18 protein-coding genes and 1 other RNA gene are annotated in these 21377 nt (G+C 67.5%); 15 read left to right on the top strand and 4 right to left on the bottom strand.

Annotated elements, in window-relative coordinates:
* Positions 1–107: 107 nt before the first annotated feature.
* Positions 108–545 (bottom strand): VOC family protein, encoded by a 438-nt coding sequence (locus BEMPMBAN_RS20765; RefSeq protein WP_159233141.1) that lies wholly within the window; start codon positions 543–545, stop codon positions 108–110.
* A 10-nt stretch (positions 546–555) separates the two neighbouring features.
* Positions 556–1011 (bottom strand): helix-turn-helix transcriptional regulator, encoded by a 456-nt coding sequence (locus tag BEMPMBAN_RS20760; protein WP_159233140.1) that lies wholly within the window; start codon positions 1009–1011, stop codon positions 556–558.
* An 80-nt stretch (positions 1012–1091) separates the two neighbouring features.
* Between BEMPMBAN_RS20760 and rnpB the strand changes: the two genes are divergently transcribed.
* Positions 1092–1508: RNase P RNA component class A (gene rnpB, locus BEMPMBAN_RS20755), an RNA gene on the top strand.
* Positions 1509–1651: 143 nt separating this feature from the next.
* Here rnpB and BEMPMBAN_RS20750 read toward each other — a convergent pair.
* Positions 1652–3172 carry a CYTH and CHAD domain-containing protein gene (locus BEMPMBAN_RS20750; protein ID WP_159233139.1) on the bottom strand — a complete coding sequence of 507 codons (1521 nt, stop codon included), beginning with the start codon at positions 3170–3172 and terminating at the stop codon, positions 1652–1654.
* A 181-nt stretch (positions 3173–3353) separates the two neighbouring features.
* Here BEMPMBAN_RS20750 and BEMPMBAN_RS20745 point away from each other — a divergent pair, with 181 nt between their 5' ends.
* Entirely contained in the window at positions 3354–5123 is a 1770-nt protein-coding gene (locus tag BEMPMBAN_RS20745; protein WP_159233147.1) for a fatty acyl-AMP ligase, read from the top strand.
* Between the two features lie 71 nt (positions 5124–5194).
* On the top strand, positions 5195–5977 hold the full coding sequence (locus BEMPMBAN_RS20740) for an enoyl-CoA hydratase/isomerase family protein (protein ID WP_159233138.1): 783 nt from the start codon (positions 5195–5197) through the stop codon (positions 5975–5977).
* 1 nt (position 5978) lies between these two features.
* On the opposite strand, the gene panB is transcribed toward BEMPMBAN_RS20740, so the two are convergent.
* Positions 5979–6842: a 3-methyl-2-oxobutanoate hydroxymethyltransferase gene (gene panB, locus BEMPMBAN_RS20735; RefSeq protein ID WP_159233137.1), complete on the bottom strand. Its 864-nt coding sequence runs from the start codon at positions 6840–6842 to the stop codon at positions 5979–5981.
* Positions 6843–7003: 161 nt separating this feature from the next.
* Between panB and BEMPMBAN_RS20730 the strand changes: the two genes are divergently transcribed.
* The 12 genes from BEMPMBAN_RS20730 to BEMPMBAN_RS20675 all read left to right on the top strand — a co-directional run bounded on the left by BEMPMBAN_RS20730 (position 7004) and on the right by BEMPMBAN_RS20675 (position 21375).
* Positions 7004–8404 carry a WS/DGAT/MGAT family O-acyltransferase gene (locus tag BEMPMBAN_RS20730; RefSeq protein WP_159233136.1) on the top strand — a complete coding sequence of 467 codons (1401 nt, stop codon included), beginning with the start codon at positions 7004–7006 and terminating at the stop codon, positions 8402–8404.
* A gap of 65 nt (positions 8405–8469) precedes the next feature.
* On the top strand, positions 8470–10002 hold the full coding sequence (locus BEMPMBAN_RS20725) for an alpha/beta hydrolase (protein ID WP_200846064.1): 1533 nt from the start codon (positions 8470–8472) through the stop codon (positions 10000–10002).
* The gene (locus BEMPMBAN_RS20720; protein WP_234897610.1) at positions 9996–10442 is read left to right on the top strand and encodes a GNAT family N-acetyltransferase; all 447 of its coding nucleotides are present in this window, start codon (positions 9996–9998) and stop codon (positions 10440–10442) included. Before BEMPMBAN_RS20725 ends, BEMPMBAN_RS20720 begins: the two co-directional genes overlap by 7 nt.
* Positions 10443–10500: 58 nt before the next feature.
* On the top strand, positions 10501–12030 hold the full coding sequence (locus BEMPMBAN_RS20715; RefSeq protein ID WP_159233134.1) for an alpha/beta hydrolase: 1530 nt from the start codon (positions 10501–10503) through the stop codon (positions 12028–12030).
* 45 nt (positions 12031–12075) lie between these two features.
* Positions 12076–13416, top strand: coding sequence for a type I glutamate--ammonia ligase (gene glnA / locus BEMPMBAN_RS20710; RefSeq protein WP_159233133.1), 1341 nt, complete (start codon positions 12076–12078; stop codon positions 13414–13416).
* A gap of 66 nt (positions 13417–13482) precedes the next feature.
* Positions 13483–16458, top strand: coding sequence for a bifunctional [glutamine synthetase] adenylyltransferase/[glutamine synthetase]-adenylyl-L-tyrosine phosphorylase (locus BEMPMBAN_RS20705; RefSeq protein ID WP_159233132.1), 2976 nt, complete (start codon positions 13483–13485; stop codon positions 16456–16458).
* Between the two features lie 87 nt (positions 16459–16545).
* On the top strand, positions 16546–17190 hold the full coding sequence (locus BEMPMBAN_RS20700) for a PaaI family thioesterase (protein WP_425294998.1): 645 nt from the start codon (positions 16546–16548) through the stop codon (positions 17188–17190).
* Complete coding sequence (locus tag BEMPMBAN_RS20695; RefSeq protein ID WP_159233130.1) at positions 17187–18044, top strand: TIGR03619 family F420-dependent LLM class oxidoreductase; 858 nt, start codon at positions 17187–17189, stop codon at positions 18042–18044. Before BEMPMBAN_RS20700 ends, BEMPMBAN_RS20695 begins: the two co-directional genes overlap by 4 nt.
* Before the next feature lie 50 nt (positions 18045–18094).
* Complete coding sequence (locus BEMPMBAN_RS20690; RefSeq protein ID WP_159233129.1) at positions 18095–18826, top strand: GntR family transcriptional regulator; 732 nt, start codon at positions 18095–18097, stop codon at positions 18824–18826.
* 107 nt (positions 18827–18933) lie between these two features.
* The gene (locus tag BEMPMBAN_RS20685; protein ID WP_159233128.1) at positions 18934–19737 is read left to right on the top strand and encodes an ABC transporter ATP-binding protein; all 804 of its coding nucleotides are present in this window, start codon (positions 18934–18936) and stop codon (positions 19735–19737) included.
* Positions 19724–20563, top strand: a complete 840-nt coding sequence (locus tag BEMPMBAN_RS20680; RefSeq protein ID WP_159233127.1) for an ABC transporter permease — start codon at positions 19724–19726, stop codon at positions 20561–20563. Before BEMPMBAN_RS20685 ends, BEMPMBAN_RS20680 begins: the two co-directional genes overlap by 14 nt.
* Positions 20560–21375, top strand: a complete 816-nt coding sequence (locus BEMPMBAN_RS20675) for an ABC transporter permease (protein ID WP_159233126.1) — start codon at positions 20560–20562, stop codon at positions 21373–21375. The genes BEMPMBAN_RS20680 and BEMPMBAN_RS20675 overlap by 4 nt, the downstream gene beginning before the upstream one ends.
* Positions 21376–21377: the final 2 nt, after the last annotated feature.

The following is a 21377-nucleotide window of genomic DNA, read 5'->3' as shown; positions in this document are numbered from 1 at the left end:
GCGGTCTACCACTCCACCGCCCCACCCCTACCCGGACCACCAGTACGCCGACGACTCAGCCTCATCGAAGGCCAACTCAGCATCGACCTCGTCACCTTCGACGCCGCCTAACCCGAAGCGGCGGGGGTCTCGGCCAGCTGGGTGAGTCGAACGCTGTTGCCGGACGGGTCGCGGAAGCCGCAGTCGGTGCCATAGGGCATCTCGTGGGGCTCCTCGGTGAACTCGACACCGCGTGCGCTGAGCGCTTCATAGCTGGCGCGGCAGTCATCTGTGGTCAGAAAGACGGTGCCGGCAAAGCCTTTCGCGGTGAGGTCGAGTACCTGCGTCCGCGTCGGGGCGTCCATCACCGGTGCACCCGGCACCGCCATCAGGACGATCGAGACATCGTCCTGACCGGGCGGGCCGACAGTCAGCCAGCGAAATATGCCGTCGACGTCGGGGAGCGAAACATCCTGGCGCACTTCCATACCCACCTTCTCGGTCCAGAACTTGCACGCAATTTCCTGGTCGTGAACCCATAGGTGGGCGCTTGCGATTTTGATCATGGCTGTGACGCTACGGTTTCGCTGGCGAACCCGTCTTCTCCCCGTGTGCCGTCTTGACCACCCGACTGTCTGCCCGGGGCCGGGTATCACGCCGCACGATGCAGCTCGGAATTCGGGCGTGAACGGCCGCGGGCGGTAACGACGCGCGGTAAGCGGCCGGGGGAAGGCCGTAAACCCGGGCGAAGCTGGTGGTGAACGAGCCGACACTGCGCAACCCGACCATCACGCAGATATCGGCCACGGGGCGATCGGTGTGGCGCAGCAGCGACGCCGCGCGCTCCAGGCGACGGGTCTGCAGGTACGCACGCGGCGACTCGCCGAAGGTCTTGGTGAACATCCGGCTGAAGTGGGCTCTCGACAACCCTGCCGCCGCAGCAAGGTCGTCGACGGTGATCGGCTCGGCATACCGGGCATCAACCAGATCCTTGGCGCGCATCAGATAGCGGGCCGGGGGAGCCTGCGTCATGGCTCAAGTATGGCCATCGACACCGTGCAGAGCCCTTGTTACCGGAATCGGCCTCCGACCCATTACGTTGTTAGGGCGGATGAGCTGGCTGGGCGGCCGCGGTACCCGGGTCTACCTGGGTGTCGAGGAAAGTCCGGACTTCACAGAGCAGGGTGATTGCTAACAGCAATCCGAGGTGACTCGCGGGAAAGTGCCACAGAAAACAGACCGCCACCACAGCGCCTCCGGGCGTTGGGGTGGTAAGGGTGAAACGGTGCGGTAAGAGCGCACCAGCGTTTCGGGTGACCGGAGCGGCTAGGTAAACCCCACCCGAAGCAAGGCCAAGAATGCCGCGCCGCGAGGCGCGGCAGCGCAGACGTTCGAGGGCTGCTCGCCCGAGTCTGCGGGTAGGCCGCTCGAGGCACCCGGTGACGGTGTGTCCAGATGGATGGTCGCCGCCTCGCCGACGTTCACGCGGCGGTGAGGAACAGAATCCGGCTTACAGGCCAGCTCATCCGCCCCGCGCGCTGACCTGCACAGTCAGCGCGCGGGCGCTGTGACCGTCCGCAACAGACCGCAGGCCGGGAACCCCGTGAACATCCGGCGAGGAACCCGCACCAGGTGACTAGGCACGCCGTCCTTCACGGCGACCGCCGGGCTGTCAGGACTTGCGGACGGCCTTGTCCAGCTTGTCGAGGGCGTCGTCGATCTGCTCCTCACAACGCAGCGCCAGATCGTTCTCCAGCTGATAGAGCAGGCCATAGGTGAAGGTGTCCTCCCCGGCGGCGTGCGCCAGCTCGGCCTGATGGCTCAGGTGCGCACGACTGACCACGCTGTCCTGATGGTCACCCAGCAAGCTCTGGATCGCCTTCGCGCGCTCGGCCACCTTTGTCGCCCCGGTGGCCGCCGCGGTGTAGCGGAGTTGTTTCGCGCGCTTGCGGATCCGGTGTAGCGCTTCGTCGTTGTCAGCCTCGGTGTCGTCAACGGCGGCGCGGGCGGCTTTGGCGGCCTTGCGAACCCGCTTGTACGCCGAGTCCAGGTTGGCATGGGCAGGTTCCTCACCGGCTGGCGTCGGGGGAGGCTCGGCGGCGACCAGCTCCTCGAGGGCGTCCAAGAGGCGGAAGTAGCGTGGCGACCGGACCGCCGTCAGCGATCGTTTCCACCCGCTCCTGTAGCGCTTCTTGGCGCCCTCGACGAGGCGCTCCCGCACCGGGCCCCGGATGTTGTCCTCCGGTAAATCGTCCAGCGCGTTCTCGAATCGCTCTGCGAGCACCTCCGCGTCGCGCGCCACACCGAGGACGCCTGCGAGTTCGCGCAGTTCGTCGAGGATCCATTCGTGGTCGGTGATCGCGAACGACCCCTCCGACGACTGCAGCAGACTGCGGATCTTTCGGGTCGTCACCCGCATCTGGTGGACCGAGTCGTAGCTGTCGGCCCGCAGGGCCCGGTCCCACTCCAGCAGTTGCCCGATCTGCTCGGCCACCGCCCGGTGCAGCGGGTCTGCGGAGGCCTCGGGGGTGTGGGTCCCGTCGTCGGCATCGTCGGCGGACTCACTCGAGTCGAGTACCCGGGCCAGCTTGGAGCCGTGCCCGGCCGGCTGCGCGCCGGCATCGAGCAAACGGTTGGTCAACCGGTCGAACAACTCGGGGTCGATCGCCTCGACAAGCTCCAGTTCCCATTCGCGCCAACGTTGTTCGTCGCCACCTTCTGCGCTCGCGGTGACCTGGTCGTCGCAGAACTCGGCCAGGGCGCGACCATCGGGGCCGTAGAGCATCTCGATGCTCCTGGAGGTGCTGATACGTGCCACCGGCGCGAGCGGCCGGTCCCGCACGATCGCGAGCACCACGTCGCGCAGGCTCTCCGGCACCGCGGCCTCGGCGGCATCCGCGGACGCGTCATCCAGGGGCGCGCGCACCTCGGTGCGGGTGTCAGGGCCTGCAGGTAGCTTCAGATGCCAGCCCGCGTCCGAACCCCCGGTGCGGCGACGCAAGGTGATCCGGTGCCGGGCCAGGTCGCGAGCCGGTGTGTCGAAGTAGACAGCGTCGAGCTGCTGTGACGGTGACCGCTCGACGCGGGCGATCGCGGACAGGCCGTCGAACGAGGGCGTCACGGTGGATTCGACGACCTCGAATTTGCGCTCGGTCTCCGTGTACCTGGAGTTTTCGGGCGATTTGGCGGCCATGGTCCCCTTTTGCTTCGGCTTTGCGGTGGGTAACTGGGAAGCCAAGGGTGCCACATCCAGGTGAACCGGACGCGGGTCGAAAGGGCGCGCGGGGCGGGGGGTGCCACGATTCTGCGCGTCATGCTCTTAGAATCGTCTTATGAACCGGGAAGCAGCCCTGGTTGCGGATGGCACCGCCCAGATGAAGATCGAGGATTACCTCGACCGCGAAGGCAATATCGCCATTCCCGACGGTGTCACGTTGACCTCGTTTCTGGACCGCAATGTCGCCCAGCTCGGTGACACCCCCGCCTACCGGTATCTCGACTTCGATCGTGACCGCACGCTCGAGCTGACCTGGACACAGCTGGGAACCCGCCTGCGGGCGGTCGGTGCCCGACTGCAGCAGGTCACCCATGCCGGAGACCGGGTTGCCATCCTGACCCCTCAGGGCGTCGACTACGTGGTGGCGTTCTTCGCCGCGATCCAGGCCGGGGCCATCGCCGTGCCGCTGTTCGCCCCCGAACTCCCGGGACAAGCCGAGCGCCTCGACGCGGTACTGGGCGATGCCCGACCGTCGGTGGTCCTGACGACGACCGAGGCCGCCGCCGGAGTCCGGGATTTCCTGCGCACGCTGCCGCGCGACCGCCGACCACGCGTGATCGCCGTCGACGCGGTGCCCGACGCTGTCGGCGCCGCATTCGTCCCCGCGGCGTTGCAGACCGACGCCGTCGCCTACCTGCAGTACACCTCCGGATCCACCCGCACCCCAGCCGGAGTCGAGATCACCCACCGGGCGGCATGCACCAACGTGGTGCAGATGATCCTGTCCGTCGGCCTGGACCACAACATCCGCAGCGTCAGCTGGTTGCCGCTGTTCCACGACATGGGCCTGCTGATGATCATGTTCCCGGCGCTGGCCGGCGGCCACATCACGTTGATGTCGCCGGTGGCGTTCGTGCGTCGCCCCTACCGCTGGATCCGCGAACTGGGAGCCTCGGACCGCAGGACATTCGCCGCCGCGCCGAACTTCGCGTTCGAGCTGGCGGCCCAGCGCGGGTTGCCGCCTGCCGGCGAGGCGCTCGACCTCAGCAACATCGCCGGTCTGATCAACGGGTCAGAACCGGTGAGCATCACCTCGGTCGACAAGTTCACCGCGGCCTTCGCGCCCTACGGCCTGAACCCGGCCGCCATCAAGCCGTCATACGGGATGGCCGAAGCGACCCTGTTCATCTCCACCACCTCGCACGACGCCCGCCCGGACGCCATCCACCTCGACCGCGACGAGCTGGGCGCCGGCCGTGCGGTCCGGGTCGCGGCCGACCATCCGAACGCCCTCGCGCAAGTGTCGTGCGGCAAGGTCGCACGCAGTCAATGGGCCGTGATCGTCGACCCGGCCACCGATGCCGAGGTGCCCGACGGCCGGGTGGGGGAGATCTGGCTGCACGGCGACAACGTCGGACGCGGGTACTGGGGGCGGCCGCGCGACACCGAGCTGACCTTCCAGAACAAGGTGCAGTCCCGGCTGCTGCACGGCAGCCACGCCGAGGGCGCCGCCGAGAGCGCGTTGTGGATGCGCACCGGCGACCTCGGCGTCTACCTCGACGGCGAGCTGTACATCACCGGCAGGATCAAGGACCTCATCATCGTCGACGGGCGCAACCACTATCCGCAGGATGTGGAGGCCACCGTCGCCGAGGCGTCGAAGGCGGTGCGGGCCGGGTTCGTAGCAGCGTTCTCGGTGCCGGGTGACGGGCGCGAAGAGGTGGTGATCGTCGCCGAACGTGCGGTGGGCGCCGGGCGCGCCGAGGCGGGCCCGGTCCAGGAGAGCATCCGCGCGGCGGTGTCCCGCCGCCATGCCGTGCCCGTGGCCGAAGTCAAACTCGTTGCAGCAGGGACGATTCCCCGCACCACGAGCGGCAAGCTGGCACGCAGGGCGTGCCGCGAGAAGTATCTCGACGGCGGCCTCTGAGCCTCGGTGGTCGCAGTCCCGCAGATGCGGTGCGGGTTCAGGCCGACCCAGGCCGATACTGTCTTCTGACTGTGACCGATTACCAGACCATCACCTTCGAGCAGTCCGGTGCCGTCGCCCGGATCACGCTGAACCGGCCCGAAGCCGCCAACGGCATGGACGACACCATGACTCGTGAACTCGCCGACGTCGCGGCGCGCTGCGACAGTGCCGGCACCAAAGTCGTGGTCCTCACCGGCGCCGGGAAGTTCTTCTGCGCCGGCGGAGACCTGAAGGCGATGGCGGCGTCGCCGCTCGGGCCGGGACGGTTCGTCAAGGGCATCGCCGATGACCTGCACCGGGCCCTGTCGACGTTCGCGCGCATGGATGCGGTGCTGGTCACCGTGGTCAACGGGACCGCCGCTGGCGCGGGGTTCTCGCTGGCCGCCGCCGGTGACCTGGTGGTGGCGGCCACCTCCGCGACGTTCACGATGGCCTATACGCGTGCCGGCCTGAGCCCGGACGGCAGCGCCTCCTACTACCTGCCCAGGCTGATCGGGGTACGCCGAACGCAGGACCTGATGCTGACGAACCGGCGGCTCACTGCGGACGAGGCCCTGCAGTGGGGCCTGGTGAACTACGTCGTCGACGACGCCGAACTGGGTTCCTTCACCGACAAGCTGGCCACCGATCTCGCGGCGGGTGCCACGCAGTCGCACGCGGCGGTCAAGAAGCTGCTGCTCGCCACGTTCGACAACGGCATCGAGACCCAGATGGAACTCGAGGGGCGGTTGATCGCCGCCAACGCCGACGGGCCAGACGGCCGGGAAGGCATCGACGCATTCCTGACCAAGCGCAAGCCGGAGTTCGGCTGACCTAGAAGGAGTGCTCCTCGGCGGGGAAGGCACCGGTGGCGACCTCATGGGCGTACTCGGTGGCGGCCCGGCGCAGTTCGTCACCGACGCCGCCGAAGCGCTTCACGAACTTTGCGGTCCGGCCCGAGGTCAGGCCCGCCATGTCCTGCCACACGAGGACCTGCGCGTCACAGTTGGGTCCGGCGCCGATGCCGACAGTCGGGATCGTCAACTTGCCGGTGATCTGGGTGGCCAACTCGGCGGGCACCATTTCCATCACGACCGCGAACGCGCCCGCTTCCTGCACCGCGATCGCGTCGTGGATCGTCTGCTCCGCGGCGTCGCCGCGGCCCTGGACGCGGAACCCGCCCAGGCCGTTCACGCTCTGCGGGGTGAACCCGATATGCGCCATGACGGGGATGCCCGCGGCGGTGATGGCGGCGATCTGATCGGCCACCCGCTCACCGCCCTCCAGCTTCACGGCGTGGGCGCCGGTCTCCTTGAGGAATCTGGTTGCGGTGGCCAGGGCCTGCGACGGGCCGCCTTCGTAGCTGCCGAACGGCAGGTCGGCCACCACCAGCGCATGCGGCGCACCCCGTACCACCCCGCGCACCAGCGGGATCAGCTCGTCGACCGTCACCGGCACGGTGGTGTCGTAGCCGTACACCACGTTGGCGGCGGAATCGCCGACCAGCAGCACCGGGATCTGCGCGGCGTCGAACACGGCGGCGGTGGAGTAGTCGTAGGCCGTCAACATGGCCCACTTGTGGCCCTCGGCCTTCCATTTGTGCAGATGGTGGGTCCGCACCTTGATGCGCGGCTTCGGCGCGGCTTCGGAAGCGGAGTGAGAATCGGCGACAGCACCATAAACGGTCTGTTCGGACATCATTGTCCCCTCGACGGGTGGGTCTCTTCGAATCCTCGAGGCCGGAAATGGTCCCCGGGTTTCGCTGACACGACAAGTCTGCCACCGCGGCGCCAGAAGTTGAACGGCCACGTTGAGTGGATTTGCTCACACCCGCATCCACCACGCCTAACATCGGCGACATGCAAAGGCTCAGCGGGCTCGACGCCAGCTTCCTGTACCTCGAAACCGCGGCACAACCGCTGCACGTGTGCTCGATCCTGGAGCTGGACACCTCGACGATGCCCGGCGGTTACACGTTCGACCGGCTCCGCGACGGTCTGACGCTGCGGATCAAGGCGATGCCGGAGTTCCGGGAGAAGCTCGCCGACAACCGGTTCAATCTGGACCATCCGGTGTGGGTGGAGGACAGGGACTTCGACGTTGCCCGCCATGTGCACCGCATCGGTTTGCCATCCCCGGGCGGACGCATCGAGCTCGCCGAGATCTGTGGCCACATCGCGTCGTTGCCGTTGGACCGGACGCGACCGCTGTGGGAGATGTGGGTGATCGAGAACGTCGGTGGCACCGGCAACGGCACAGCCGACAGCGCGGGGCGCATCGCCGTGATGACGAAGGTGCACCATGCCAGCGTCGACGGCGTGACCGGGGCCAACCTGATGTCGAAGTTGTGTTCGACCGAGCCTGACGCGCCGCCGCCCGATCCGGTCGACGGCCCGGGGGACGCGAGCGATCTGGAGATCGCGATCAGCGGCGCGCTGAAGTTCGCGACCCGGCCGTTGAAACTGGCCAGCGTGGTGCCGATGACGGTCTCGACGGTGATCGATACGGCCAAGCGGGCACGCAACGGCAGCTCGATGGCCTCACCCTTCGCGGCGCCGAAGACCGCGTTCAACGCCAACGTCACTGCACATCGCAACATCGCATTCGCCCAACTGGATCTCGACGACATCAAGAAGGTGAAGAGCCACTTCGGGGTCAAGGTCAACGATGTGGTGATGGCGTTGGTCGCCGGGGTGCTCCGCAAGTTCCTGCTCGGCCGCGGCGAGCTGCCGGAGAACTCTCTGGTCGCCATGGTCCCGGTGTCGGTGCACGACAAATCCGACCGGCCCGGGCGCAACCAGGTGTCGGGGATGTTTTCCCGGCTGGAGACGAGCATCGAGGACCCCGCTGAGCGAATCAAGGCGATCGCGGATGCGAATTCGGTTTCCAAACAACACAGTTCGGCGATCGGCGCCACCCTGCTGCAGGACTGGACCCAGTTCGCCGCACCCGCGGTGTTCGGTGTCGCGATGCGGGTCTACGCCAGCAGCAGGCTCAGCGGTGCGAGGCCGGTGCACAACCTGGTGCTGTCCAACGTCCCCGGCCCGCAGATGCCGCTGTACATGCTCGGGTGTGAGGTCAAGGCGATGTATCCGCTCGGGCCGGTCTTCCATGGTTCCGGCCTGAACATCACCGTGATGTCGCTGAACGGCAAGCTCGATGTGGGGATCGTGTCGTGCCCGGAACTACTGCCCGACCTGTGGGACATGGCCGATGATTTCCAGGCCGCACTCGACGAACTCCTCAGCGCCGTGAGGTGACCGCGCGAGCCGAATGATAGCTGCCTCGCCAGCGACGATGCCGCTCCATGGCAGCATGTGGTCCCATGAAGCTCAAGACGGGCGCGGTGCGGTCCGCCCTACTGCTCACCTGCGCGCTGTCTCTGGTCGCCGGGTGCAGCAAGGTGGTCGAGGGAAACGCACTGATCGCGGTGCCGGGGCCCGGCGCCCCCATCGAGTGGGCCCCCTGCGAGGCCGGTGGTTCTGAGCTGCCCCGGGCGCTGGTCGGTGCCGAATGCGGAATGCTGTCGGTTCCGGTCAACTGGGACAACGCCGACAGCCCTGCGGGTGGGGTCGCCCAGATTGCGATGATCCGGTTCAAGGCCACCGGCGACAAGATCGGCTCGCTGATCATCAACCCGGGCGGGCCCGGTGAGTCGGGTGTCCAGGCGGCGGCGTCCATGGCGACGACGCTGCCCGAGGAGGTGCGGCAACGATTCGACCTCGTCGGCTTCGACCCTCGCGGCGTGGCGAACTCCTCCCCGGCGCTGTGGTGCAACAGCGACGCCGACAACGACCGGCTACGCGCCGACAACGTCGTGGAGTACACCCCCGAAGGGGTGGCCCACATCGAGAAGGAGACCAAGGAGTTCGTCCAGCGCTGCGTCGACAAGATGGGCAAGGAGTTCCTCGCCAACGTCGGAACCGCCAGTGTGGTCCGGGATCTCGACGCGATGCGCGAGGCTCTCGGCGACGAGAAGCTGACCTACCTGGGGTACTCGTACGGCACCCGGATCGGCGCAGGTTATGCCGAGGCCTATCCCGAGCGGGTACGGGCGATGATCCTCGACGGAGCCATCGACCCCAACGCGGATCCGGTCGAGGCCGACGTGCGGCAGGCGGCTGCCTTCCAGCAGGCGTTCGACGACTATGCCGCCGACTGCGCCAAGGACGATGAATGCCCGCTGGGCACCGACCCGGCCAAGGCGGTCGACGTGTACCAATCTCTGGTGAATCCGCTGGTGGACGACCCCGCCGAGACCAACGACCCGCGGGGACTGAGCTACAACGACGCGATCGTCGGAACCATCCTGCCGCTGTATTCGCCCAACCTGTGGCGCCACCTGACCGAGGCGCTCAGTGAGCTCGAGGAGGGCAGGGGAGACACCATGCTCATGCTGTCCGACCTGTACATGGGCCGCAACTCGGAAGGTGAGTACACCAACGCGACCGACGCGCGGGTCGCCGTGAACTGTGTCGACAAGCCGGCGATCACCGACCGCGAGACTCTCGTCGAGCAGGATCGTCGCATCCGTGAGGCCGCGCCGTTCATGAGCTACGGCGAGTTCACCGGGTACGCGCCGATGCCGACGTGCGGCTTCTGGCCGGTCCCGCCCACCAGCACGCCGCACGAACTCGACGTCGCCGGACTCCCGCCGACCCTGGTGGTGTCGACCACCAACGACCCGGCCACCCCGTACCAGGCCGGCGTCGATCTCGCCGAGCAGCTCGGCGGCACGCTGGTCACCTACGAAGGAACCCAGCACACCGTCGTGTTCAGCGGTGACGCCTGCGTCGACGACATCGCGGCCCGTTACCTGATCGATGTCACCGTCCCGCCCGAAGGCACGCGGTGCTGACCATCTCGACGGTCGGGGAGGCCGACCTGGCCGAGTTGCTTCCGATGCTGCGCAGTTACTGCGATTTCTACCGGGTCGATCCCTCTGATGAGAAGCTCGAGACGCTGTCGCGGGCGCTGATCGTCAACGACGACGAGGGTGTCCAACTCATCGCCCGCGATTCGAACCGCACCCCAGTGGGTTTCGCGACGATCTACTGGACATGGCAGACCCTGCACGCCGCGCGTGTCGGTGTCCTCAACGATCTGTACGTCACGCCCGAGGGGCGTAACAGTGGCACAGGGCGAGCGCTGATCGCGCACAGCCTTGCGCTGTGCCATGACCGGGGCGCCGAGAAGCTGGTCTGGGAGACCGCCCCGGACAACGAGGCGGCGCAACGTCTCTACGACGGCATCGGCGCGGAGAAGTCGACCTGGCTGACCTACGAGCTCGACGCCTGATAACGGCCTGATCACCTTTGGGTTCCCGGGGCGCCCGGTGGCCCGCCCGCGTGCAACCATGACTGCCATGCGGCGGCTGGGACGAGTGCTTGCGGTGCTGACCGCCGCGGTGGTGGTGTCGTGCCCGGCGGCGGCCGCGTCGCCCGAGACCCCGCAGGACCCACAGGGCCCGACGTACTCCGCTGCGCCCGTGTGGAGTTCGTGCGCGAACTTCCTCGACGACGTCTCGCGGCTGCCGACCGCGCAGTGCGGCACCGTCGCGGTGCCGGTCGATTACACGAAACCGCAAGGCGCGGCGGCGCAACTGGCGGTCATCAGGGTGCCCGCCAGCGGTCCGCGCATCGGAATGCTCGTCGTCAACCCGGGCGGGCCGGGTGCGTCGGCAGTCGACGTCGTCGCCGGCATGGGCGCCGCGCTGGCGGGAACCGAGATCCTGGACCAATTCGACCTTGTCGGCATCGACCCACGCGGCGTGGGGCACTCGACGCCGGAACTGCGGTGCCGCACCGACGCCGAATTCGACGCCTACCGGGCAGAGCCGATGGCCGACCAGAGCCCCGCGGGGGTGGCCCACATCGAAGAACTGCGCCGCGAGTTCGCCGCGCAGTGCTTGCAACGGATGGGCGCCGAGTTCCTGGCGAACATCGGGACGGCGTCGGCGGCACGCGACATGGATGTGGTGCGGGCGGCACTGGGTGAAGAACAGATCAACTATCTCGGCTTCTCTTACGGCACCCAACTCGGCGCGGCCTACGCCGAGCGTTACCCCGACCGGGTACGGGCCATGGTCCTCGACGGTGCGGTGGACCCCAGCCTGGATCCGATCACCGAGAGCATCAATCAGCTGGGGAGCTTCCAGCGGGCGTTTGACAGGTACGCCACCGATTGCGCGAAGTCGGCCGGATGCCCGCTGGGCACCGACCCCGCACAATTCGTCAGCCGCTACCACGAACTGATCGATCCGCTGGTCACCCAACCGGCCGCGGCGTCGGACCCGCGCGGCCTGGGTTATCAAGACGCCATCACCGGGACCGTCAGTGCGCTCTACTCGCCCCGCTACTGGACCTACCTGACCAGCGGCCTGCTCGGGTTGCAGCGCGGCACCGACCCGATCGACTTGCTGCTGCTCGCCGACGACTACCAGCAGCGCGACCGCGACGGGCACTACAAGAACCGCCGGGACGCGTTCACCGCCATCCGGTGCCTCGACGCGGTGTACCCGACCGACCCCGCGGCGTGGGCCGACGCCGACCGGCGGGCGCGGGAGGCGGCGCCGTTCCTGTCCTACGGCGCGTTCACCGGTTTCGCCCCGCGCGACGTCTGCGCGTTGTGGCCGGTGCCGGCCACCTCGACGGCGCAGCCCGCGACCTCACCGGGCCCGGGCAAGGTCGTCGTCGTGTCCACGACCGGTGACCCGGCGACGCCCTATCAGGCCGGCGTCGACCTGGCCGCGCAGATGGACGCGTCGCTGATCACCTTTGACGGCGGCCAGCACACGGTGGTGTTCAACGGCGACGCCTGCGTGGACACCGCCGTCGTCGAATTCCTCGTGGACCGGGTTCAGCCCCCGGCCGGATTGCGCTGCTAGCAGCGCCGTAACACAGAATTAACAGCCGGAACCTAGGCTTCGGGCATGGATCGGCAGAAGGAATTCGTGCTTCGCACGCTGGAAGAACGCGATATCCGCTTCGTCCGGCTGTGGTTCACCGACGTCCTCGGTTACCTCAAGTCGGTGGCCATCGCCCCCGCCGAGCTGGAGGGCGCGTTCGAGGAGGGCATCGGCTTCGACGGATCCTCCATCGAGGGATTCGCGCGCGTGTCGGAAGCCGACATGGTCGCTCGTCCGGACCCGTCGACGTTCCAGGTGCTGCCATGGACCACCAGCGGCGGCGATCACCACTCGGCGAGGATGTTCTGCGACATCACGATGCCCGACGGCTCGCCGTCGTGGGCCGACTCACGCCACGTGCTGCGCCGCCAGCTGTCGAAGGCCAGCGATCTGGGCTTCTCCTGCTACGTCCATCCCGAGATCGAGTTCTTCCTGCTCAAACCGGGGCCCTACGACGGGAGTGAGCCCGTCCCTGCTGACAACGGTGGCTACTTCGACCAGGCCGTGCACGACTCGGCTCCGAACTTCCGCCGCCACGCCATCGACGCGCTCGAGCAGATGGGTATCTCGGTGGAGTTCAGTCACCACGAGGGCGCACCCGGTCAGCAGGAGATCGACCTGCGCTACGCCGACGCCCTGTCGATGGCCGACAACGTGATGACGTTCCGCTATGTCGTCAAGGAGGTCGCCCTGGGTGAGGGTGTGCGTGCGTCGTTCATGCCCAAGCCGTTCTCCGAACATCCCGGCTCGGCGATGCACACCCATATGAGCCTGTTCGAGGGCGACAACAACGCCTTCCACAGTGCCGACGATCCGCAGCAGCTCTCCGATGTCGGAAAGTCCTTCATCGCGGGCATTCTGGAGCACGCCACCGAGATCAGCGCCGTCACCAATCAGTGGGTGAACTCGTACAAAAGGCTGGTGCACGGCGGTGAGGCCCCGACGGCGGCGTCCTGGGGTGCGGCCAACCGTTCGGCGCTGGTGCGGGTGCCGATGTACACCCCGCACAAGTCGTCGTCGCGGCGGGTCGAGGTGCGCAGCCCTGACTCGGCGTGCAACCCGTACCTGACGTTCGCGGTGCTGCTCGCGGCGGGCCTGCGCGGCATCGAGAAGGGCTATGTCCTCGGTCCGCAGGCCGAGGACGACGTGTGGAGCCTGACGCCGGAGGAACGCCGCGCCATGGGCTACAAGGAGCTGCCCGGCAGCCTCGGTGTCGCGCTGGGCGAAATGGAGGGCTCGGAACTGGTCGCCGAGGCCCTCGGGGAACACGTCTTCGACTTCTTCCTCCGCAACAAACACACGGAGTGGGAGAACTACCGCAGTCACGTCACGCCGTTCGAGCTGAAGACCTACCTGTCGTTGTAGCGGTTTCGGACTGGGCTGCAGGCAGCCCCCGCCGTCCGCACCAGATGCCTCCGTTAGATTTCACGTGTGGCCAAACCCGCGACGCAGCGTCCGAAGCTGCCTGGCGTCGGTCGGCTGGGGCTGGTCGAACCGCAGGCGCAAGCCGATCTGAACGGCCTCGGGTGGAACACCGACGCCCATGTGGAATTGCTGTGGTCGCTGTCGCGCGCGCCCGACGCCGATACCGCGCTGCGCGCCGTGGTCCGGCTGTCCGAGGCGCTGGGTGACGACTGGCACGAACTGGACAGTGCGCTTCTCAAGGACCGCAGTCTGCGCGGTCGGTTGTTCGCGGTGCTCGGGTCGTCGCTGGCGCTGGGGGACCACCTGATCGCCAACCCGGACTCCTGGCACCTGCTGGCCGGCAACATCTCCCTGCCGTCGCCGCGGGAGCTGGCGGAGATTTTCACCGAGGAGGCCGAAAAGGCAACGGGCGCAGCGCTGGCCGTCCCGCCGCTGCGCACCCTGTACCGCAACCGGGTGATGGTGCTGGCCGCTCTTGACCTCGCCTCCACGGTGGAGAACGAACCGGTGCTGCCGTTCACGATCGTCGGGGAACACCTGTCCGACCTCGCCGACGCCGCTCTGGGTGCGGCGCTGAACGTGGTGTCGCGGTCGGTGTGCGGCGACGGGCCGGTGCCCGCGCTGAGCGTCATCGCGATGGGCAAGTGCGGTGCGCGCGAACTCAACTACGTCAGCGACGTCGACGTCATCTTCGTTGCCGACGACGGCTCGCACGCCGGCCTGGGCACCGCGACCAGGATCGCCGGCGAGATGATGAGGCTGGCCGCCGACGCGTTCTTCGAGGTGGACGCCGCGCTGCGGCCGGAGGGCAAGCAAGGTCAGCTGGTGCGCACCCTGGACTCGCACATCGCCTACTACGAGCGCTGGGCGAAAACCTGGGAGTTCCAGGCGCTGATGAAGGCGCGGCCCGCCGCCGGGGACGAGGAACTGGGCGCGCGCTACATCGAGGCGCTGATGCCGATGGTGTGGACCGCCTGCGAGCGTGACGACTTCGTTCCCGAAGTGCAGGCGATGCGCAGGCGCGTGGAGGAACTGGTGCCGGCTGGCGTCCGGACCCGGGAGCTCAAACTCGGCAGCGGCGGGCTGCGCGACGTGGAGTTCGCTGTGCAGCTCCTGCAGTTGGTGCACGGCCGCAACGATGACGAGTTGCACGTCGCATCGACCGTCAACGCGCTGGCGGCGCTGGGAACCGGTGGCTACATCGGCCGCGATGACGCGGCCAACCTGACGGCGTCCTACGAATTCCTCCGGTTGCTCGAACACCGGCTGCAGCTGCAACGCCTCAAACGCACCCACATGCTGCCCGAGGCCGACGACGAGGAGGCGATGCGCTGGCTCGCGCGGGCGGCGCACATGCGTCCCGACGGCCGCCACGACGCGCTCGGCGTGCTGCGGGAGGAACTCAAACGGCAGAGCCGCCGGGTGTCGCGGCTGCACGCCAAGCTGTTCTACCAACCCCTTCTGGAGTCGGTCGGCCAAGCGACGCTGGGGCTTTCGGACGGAATGAGCACCGCGTCGGCCGAGCGTCAGCTCGCCGCCCTCGGGTACGAAGGGCCGCAGAGCGCACTGACCCACCTGGCCGCGCTGACCGGCGGCACCGCCCGCCGCGGCCGCGTGCAGCAGGTACTGCTGCCGACCCTGCTGGATTGGCTGTCCGACACCCCCGACCCGGACGCCGGGCTACTGGCCTACCGCAGGCTCAGCGACGAGCTGGCCGACCAGCGGTGGTTCCTGGCGGCGCTGCGTGACGAGGGTGCGGTGGCCAAACGGCTGATGCACGTCCTGGGCACCTCGGCGTATGTGCCGGACCTGCTGATGCACGCCCCCGAGGTGATCCAGCTCTACGCCGACGGCCCCAACGGGCCCAAACTGTGTGATGTCGACACCGAGGGGGTGGCCCGGTCGCTGGTGGCCTCGGCTGCCCGGCACGGCGACCCACTGCGCGCCATTGCCGCGGCCCGGTCGCTGCGCCGCAGGGAGCTGGCGAGGATCGCGTCGGCCGACCTGCTCGGGATGCTCGACGTGACCGCGGTGTGCAAGCAGCTGACCTCGATGTGGGTGGCGGTGCTGCAGGCGGCCCTGGACGCGGTGATCCGCGCCAACACCCCGCAAGCCGGTCCGCCCGCGCGGATTGCCGTCATCGGGATGGGCCGCCTCGGCGGCGGGGAGCTCGGGTACGGCTCGGACGCCGACGTGCTGTTCGTCTGCGAACCCCACGCGGGCGTCGAGGAGTCGGCGGCGGTGAAATGGTCGCAGACGGTGGCCGAGCAGGTCCGGTCTCGACTGGGCACTCCGGGCGCCGACCCCCCGCTGGACGTCGACGCCAACCTGCGTCCGGAGGGCCGCTCCGGTCCGCTGGTACGCACCCTGGCGTCGTATGCGGCCTACTACGAACAGTGGGCGCAGCCATGGGAGGTCCAGGCGCTGCTGCGGGCACACCGGGTGGCGGGTGATCTCGAACTCGGTGAGCGGTTCCTGCTGATGGCGGACAAGACGCGCTATCCGGAAGGTGGCGTGTCGGCGGAGACCGTACAGGAGATCCGGCGCATCAAGGCACGGGTCGATGCCGAGAGGCTGCCCCGCGGCGCCGATCCGAACACCCACACCAAGCTGGGCCGCGGCGGCCTCACCGACATCGAGTGGACCGTGCAGTTGCTGCAACTTCGCTACGCGCACAAGATGCCTGCGCTGCACACCACGTCGACGTTGGACACTCTCGACGCCATCGGTGCCGCCGAGCTGATCGCCGAAGGTGACATCGAACTGCTGCGCGACGCCTGGTTGACGGCGACGCGGGCGCGTAACGCGCTGGTGCTGGTGCGCGGAAAACCCACCGATCAACTGCCCGGACCGGGCCGGCTACTCAACGCGGTCGCGGTGGCTGCCGGTTGGCGTGATGGCGACGGCGGTGAGTTCCTCGACAACTATCTGAGGATCACGCGGAGGGCAAAAGCGGTGGTACTCAGAATTTTCGGAGGCTGAGCCGACCTATGGATGTAGAGGCTGAGCCGACCTATGGATGTAGAGGCTGAGCCGACCTATGGATGTAGAGGCTGAGCCGACTGATGGATGTGGAGGGTAGGCGTGGAGTTCGCGTTCGACGTGATCAGTTCCGAGGACTACGACCGGCAGCGAGCGAGCTATGACCCGCTGACCGATGCGTTGCGCAGGCTCATCGACGTCGGGATCCATACCGCTGTCGAGGATGCCACGGTGCAGGAAGCCCTGCGACATCTCGAGGCCGCCACCGAGTTGCTCGAACGTGAACAGCTAAGCGTGACCTCGACGCTGCGGCACGCCGACACCGGCAAGCCGGTCGCCTGGGCGAATCCCGCTGTCGGACTTCGCAATGCCATCGCCCCACCGATGATCATCCAGCACGAGCCCGACGGGAGTTGTTGGAGTGAGTTCACGTTGGGGCGCGCCTATGAGGGACCGCCGGGTTGGGTGCACGGCGGCATCTGCGCACTGCTGCTCGACCACATCCTCGGAGAGGTGGCCAGCGAAGGGCTGAGCCTGCCCAAGTTCACCGGCACGATCAGTGTGAAATATCTGCGCGGCACACATCTGGGGCCGGTGCGCGCCGAGGCGTTCGTCGAACGTTCGGAGGGGTTCAAGACCTACGCGCGGGGATACCTCAAGGACGCCGAAGGAGTCACCGTGGAAGCCGAGGGCGTGTTCATCATGCCTGCCTGGGCGCGTGACGCCGGATGAAGTTCTACGTCAGCACAGCGTTCCTCGACACCCGCGAGGCCATCGAGATCGCCAAAGCCGCAGATGATCTCGGCTATCACGGGATGGCGATTCCCGATCATGTGATCAACCTGGAGACGCTGCAGACGCCCTACCCCTACACCAAGGACGGCGCCAGGCGCTGGGAGGCGTTCACCGACTGGCCCGACCCCTGGGTGATGATCGGCGCGATCGCGCTGGCCACCACCCGGCTGCGGTTCGTGACGACGGTGTACCTGCCGGCGATGCGCGATCCGTACTCGGCGGCGAAATCGATCGGTACGGCCGCGGTTCTGGCCGACGGACGGTTGGAATTGGGCATCGGTGTGGGGTGGTGCCGCGAGGAGTTCGAGTTGCTGGGACAGCAGTTCGAGCGTCGCGGCAAGCGCACCGACGAGGTGCTGGAGTTGATGAAGGCTCTGTGGTCGCCGGGGTGGACCGAGTTCAGCGGTGATTTTTACACGGCGCCGCGGATGGAAATGGAGCCGACGCCGCCACCGATCCCGGTTTACGTCGGCGGGCTGTCGGATATCGCGCTGCGCCGCGCGGCACGCCACGACGGGTGGATCGGTGACCTGATCACCACCGAGAAGGCGCTGGAGCGGATCTCGGTGCTGCGCGAGCTGCGTGCCGAAAAGGGGCTGTCGATGGACGGTTTCGAGGTGATCACACCGTTGACCGATGCCTTCACCCCCGAGCACTATGCGGCCGCGGAGGCCAGCGGGATCACTGGCATCATCACGATGCCGTGGATGTTCTACAGCGCTCCCGATGCATCCGTGGCCGACAAGATCGACGGGATGCGGCGGTTCCGAAAGGATCTGGGGTTGGACTGACACGGATCCAAAATCCAGTAGTGCCGTTCGCCGGGTATGATCTCGGTCTCATGGGGGCAAACCACAACGGGGTCGGCGTCGACTTCCCTGCACCTGCCGAGCCGCCGAATGCTGTCGGCGACGATTTGCGGCGTCTGGCGGGGCAGCGTGCTCAAGGCTATCAATCCCTCGGTTCGAGGGTTTACGAGATCCTGCGCGAAGCGATACTCGACGGGACCCTGAAGCCGGGCCAGAAGTTGCGGCAGGAGGTGCTCGCCGAGAGCATCGGCGTGTCGCGGGTGCCCGTCCGCTCGGCGCTCATCCAGCTCGAGGCTGACGGCCTGGTCGAATTGCGGGATCGCCGGGGAGCCGTGGTCCGCGCCCTGACCGGCGCCCAGGTGCGCGAGATCTACAGCATCCGTGCGGTGCTCGAGACACACGCGCTGCGGTTGTCGATGGCTTCGATGACCGGCGAACGCATTGCACGGCTGCGGCGGCTGGCACAGGTTGTCGACTCGCAACAGGAGGGCGGGGGCTTCCTCGATGCGCGCTCACAGTTCTATGCCGAACTGTATGGCGCCGAGGATCAGCCCATGTTGTGGGGCCTCATCGAGCAGCTACGGCTCAAGGTCGGGCGATACGTGCTGGGCTGGCGACTGGTCGGGGGCACCAGCCATTCCCATGAAGAGCTGCTGGACGCGGTGACCCGCGGCGATGTCGAGGGTGCGGTGGAGGGAATCTGCGGGCACCTCGAGCAGGTGCGTGACGGCGTACTGGCCAAGCTCGAAGTCGAGGTCGGCTAAGCCCTTCGCTCCGGCGGAGGGCGGAACCGGCCGGAGTCATGTTAAATTCTTGATTCTGTATCCAGAATCTTGGACACAAAGCCGTGTCAGTCGATAGCATCCTCCGCATGGCCACTTCTACCGCGGCGCCATTGCTCTCCGTCCGCAATCTGTCGAAGACATTCACCGTCCGCCGCGGACGCTCCGAGGTGTCCACCCACGCTCTGGCCGACATCAGCCTCGAGGTCGAGGAGGGTGAGTTCGTCGCCGTGATCGGGGCCAGCGGTTCGGGAAAGTCGACGTTGCTGCGGCTCGTCGACGGCCTGGACACGCCCACCGGCGGCGAGATCCTGCTTCGCGGAGAACCGGTCATCGGACCCGGCCCTGATCGCGGAGTGGTCTTCCAGCACCCGCGCTTGCTGCCTTGGCGCACCGTCCGGCGCAACGTCGAGTTCGGGCTGGAGTGCATCGGAGTGGGACGGAAAGAGCGCGCCGCGCAAGCGGCCGAAGTGCTCGATTTGGTCGGTCTGACAGGGTTCGAGAACCACTACCCGGCCCAACTGTCCGGGGGCATGCAGCAGCGGGTGGGAATCGCGCGGGCCTATGCGGTCAGCCCGAGCATGTTGTTGCTCGACGAACCCTTCGGGGCGCTGGACGCGCAGACGCGCGTTGTCCTGCAGCAGGACCTCGAGCAACTATGGCAGTCGCAGCGCAAGACCACCATCCTGATCACCCACGACATGGAAGAAGCTGTATATCTGGCCGGCCGGGTGGTGGTGATGGGCAACAGGCCCGGCCGGGTGGTCGACGTCATCGATGTCCCCTTCGCCCGGCCCCGCAACTATGACCTGCGGGGCACTTCCGAATTCGGGGCGATCAAGACGCGGCTGTGGCATGCGCTGCAACAGGGGATGACCAGTGACGTTACGTGAGCACGCGGGCGGCCCCTTGCCGGTCGTCGAAGCGGCGCAACCCGCCCCGAAACTGCCGTTGCGGCATCGCGCCTGGTTCCAGCGCACGCTGGTGTGGGGTGGGCTCATCGTCGCCTCGCAGATCTTCGCGATGCAGGTTGGGCCGTTCTTCTGGCCGTCGGTCCCCGACATCGTCTCCGGCGCGGTCGCTTCCTTTGTCGACGGCACCTACGTCATGGTGTTGGGCAGTTTCGCGCAAATGCTTGTCGGGTTCGGGCTGGCTGTGCTGGTGGGGGTCCCGCTCGGACTCTTGATGGGGCAGTTCAGGATCGTCGATTTTGTCGTCGGCCCGTTCGTCAACGCGTTGTTCGTGACCTCGCTGGTGGCGCTGCTGCCGTTCATCATCCTGGTGTTCGGCACCGACTTCGAGTTCCGCGTCGCGGTGGTGTTCCTGTTCGCGGTGTTCTACCTGATCATCACGCCGGCCGCCGGCGTCCGGGCCATCGACCGCGAAATCAACGAGATGGGCACGGCGTTCGGCGTCAGCCCGGCACGACGCCTGCTGTCCATCACACTGCCCGGCACGCTGCCCTACATCATCACCGGACTGCGGTTGGGCATCGGCCAAGCGGTGCAGGGGATGGTGGTGGCCGAGCTGTGGGTCACCCTGGGCACCGGGCGCAGGTTGCTCAACCTCGGCTACGCGCGTGAGCTCGGCCAGTTCTTCGCCACCGCCGCCGCGGTGGTGATCGTCGGCGCCGCGCTGACCGGTCTGCTGCTTGTCGCCCAGAGGCGATTCACACCGTGGGCTGAAGACGTCGAATCCGCAGTTTCGGGGGCACGATGAGCGAGCTAGAGAGCGCGCCAGGCGCGGTCACCACCGACGTCCGGCGCCTGGGCGCGCCGCAGCCGTGGAAGGTCTGGGGCTGGGCGGCCCGTGTCACCTTGATCCTCGCGCTCATCGGCGCATGGCAGCTGTACGGAAGCGCCGGAAGCAACTTCGCCATCCCGGCGTTCACCGAGGTCCTGGAAGCCTTCTGGGAGGGCATCTCCAGCGGGGACTTCCTGGTCGCAGCCATGGGCACGCTCGTGACGATGGCGCTCGGTTACGGGATCGCCGTGTCGATCGCCGTGCCGATGGGTGTGTGGATCGGCAGTTCCCGATTTGCCAGAAATGTGTTCGAACCGCTGGTGCATGCGGCGTACGCCACCCCCGTCTCGCTGTTCATCCCCATCATCGGCATCTACACCGGGCTCGAACTCAGTGGCCGCGTCGCGCTGACCGCGCTGTGGTGCGTCTTCGAGATCATGGTCAGCACGGTCTCCGGTGTTCGCTCGACCCCGGTCACGTTGATCGAGATGAGCCGCGCCTATGGGGCTAAACGGTCGAAGATCTACTCCAGCATCGTCATTCCCGCGGCGCTGCCGCTGGTGGTGGTCGGGCTGCGCATCGGCGTCGGCCGGGCGATGCGTGGCGCGGTGACCGCGGAACTGCTGCTGTCGGCGGCCAACCTCGGACAGGTTGTGCTGTTCGCCGGGTCGGTTCTGGATATCCCACGGCTGCTTGCGGCGATCGTCTTCGTGATGCTGCTCGGCCTGGTGCTGATGCGTATCGCGGGCGTGATTGAACGCCGCGCGACCAGTCATCTGCATCTGTGAAC

It is taken from the genome of Mycolicibacterium austroafricanum (assembly GCF_902705885.1).
GTDB classification, from domain to species: domain Bacteria; phylum Actinomycetota; class Actinomycetes; order Mycobacteriales; family Mycobacteriaceae; genus Mycobacterium; species Mycobacterium vanbaalenii_A.
The sequence above is the reverse complement of the archived record's forward strand: the minus strand, read 5'-3'. Positions and strand labels throughout refer to the sequence as shown.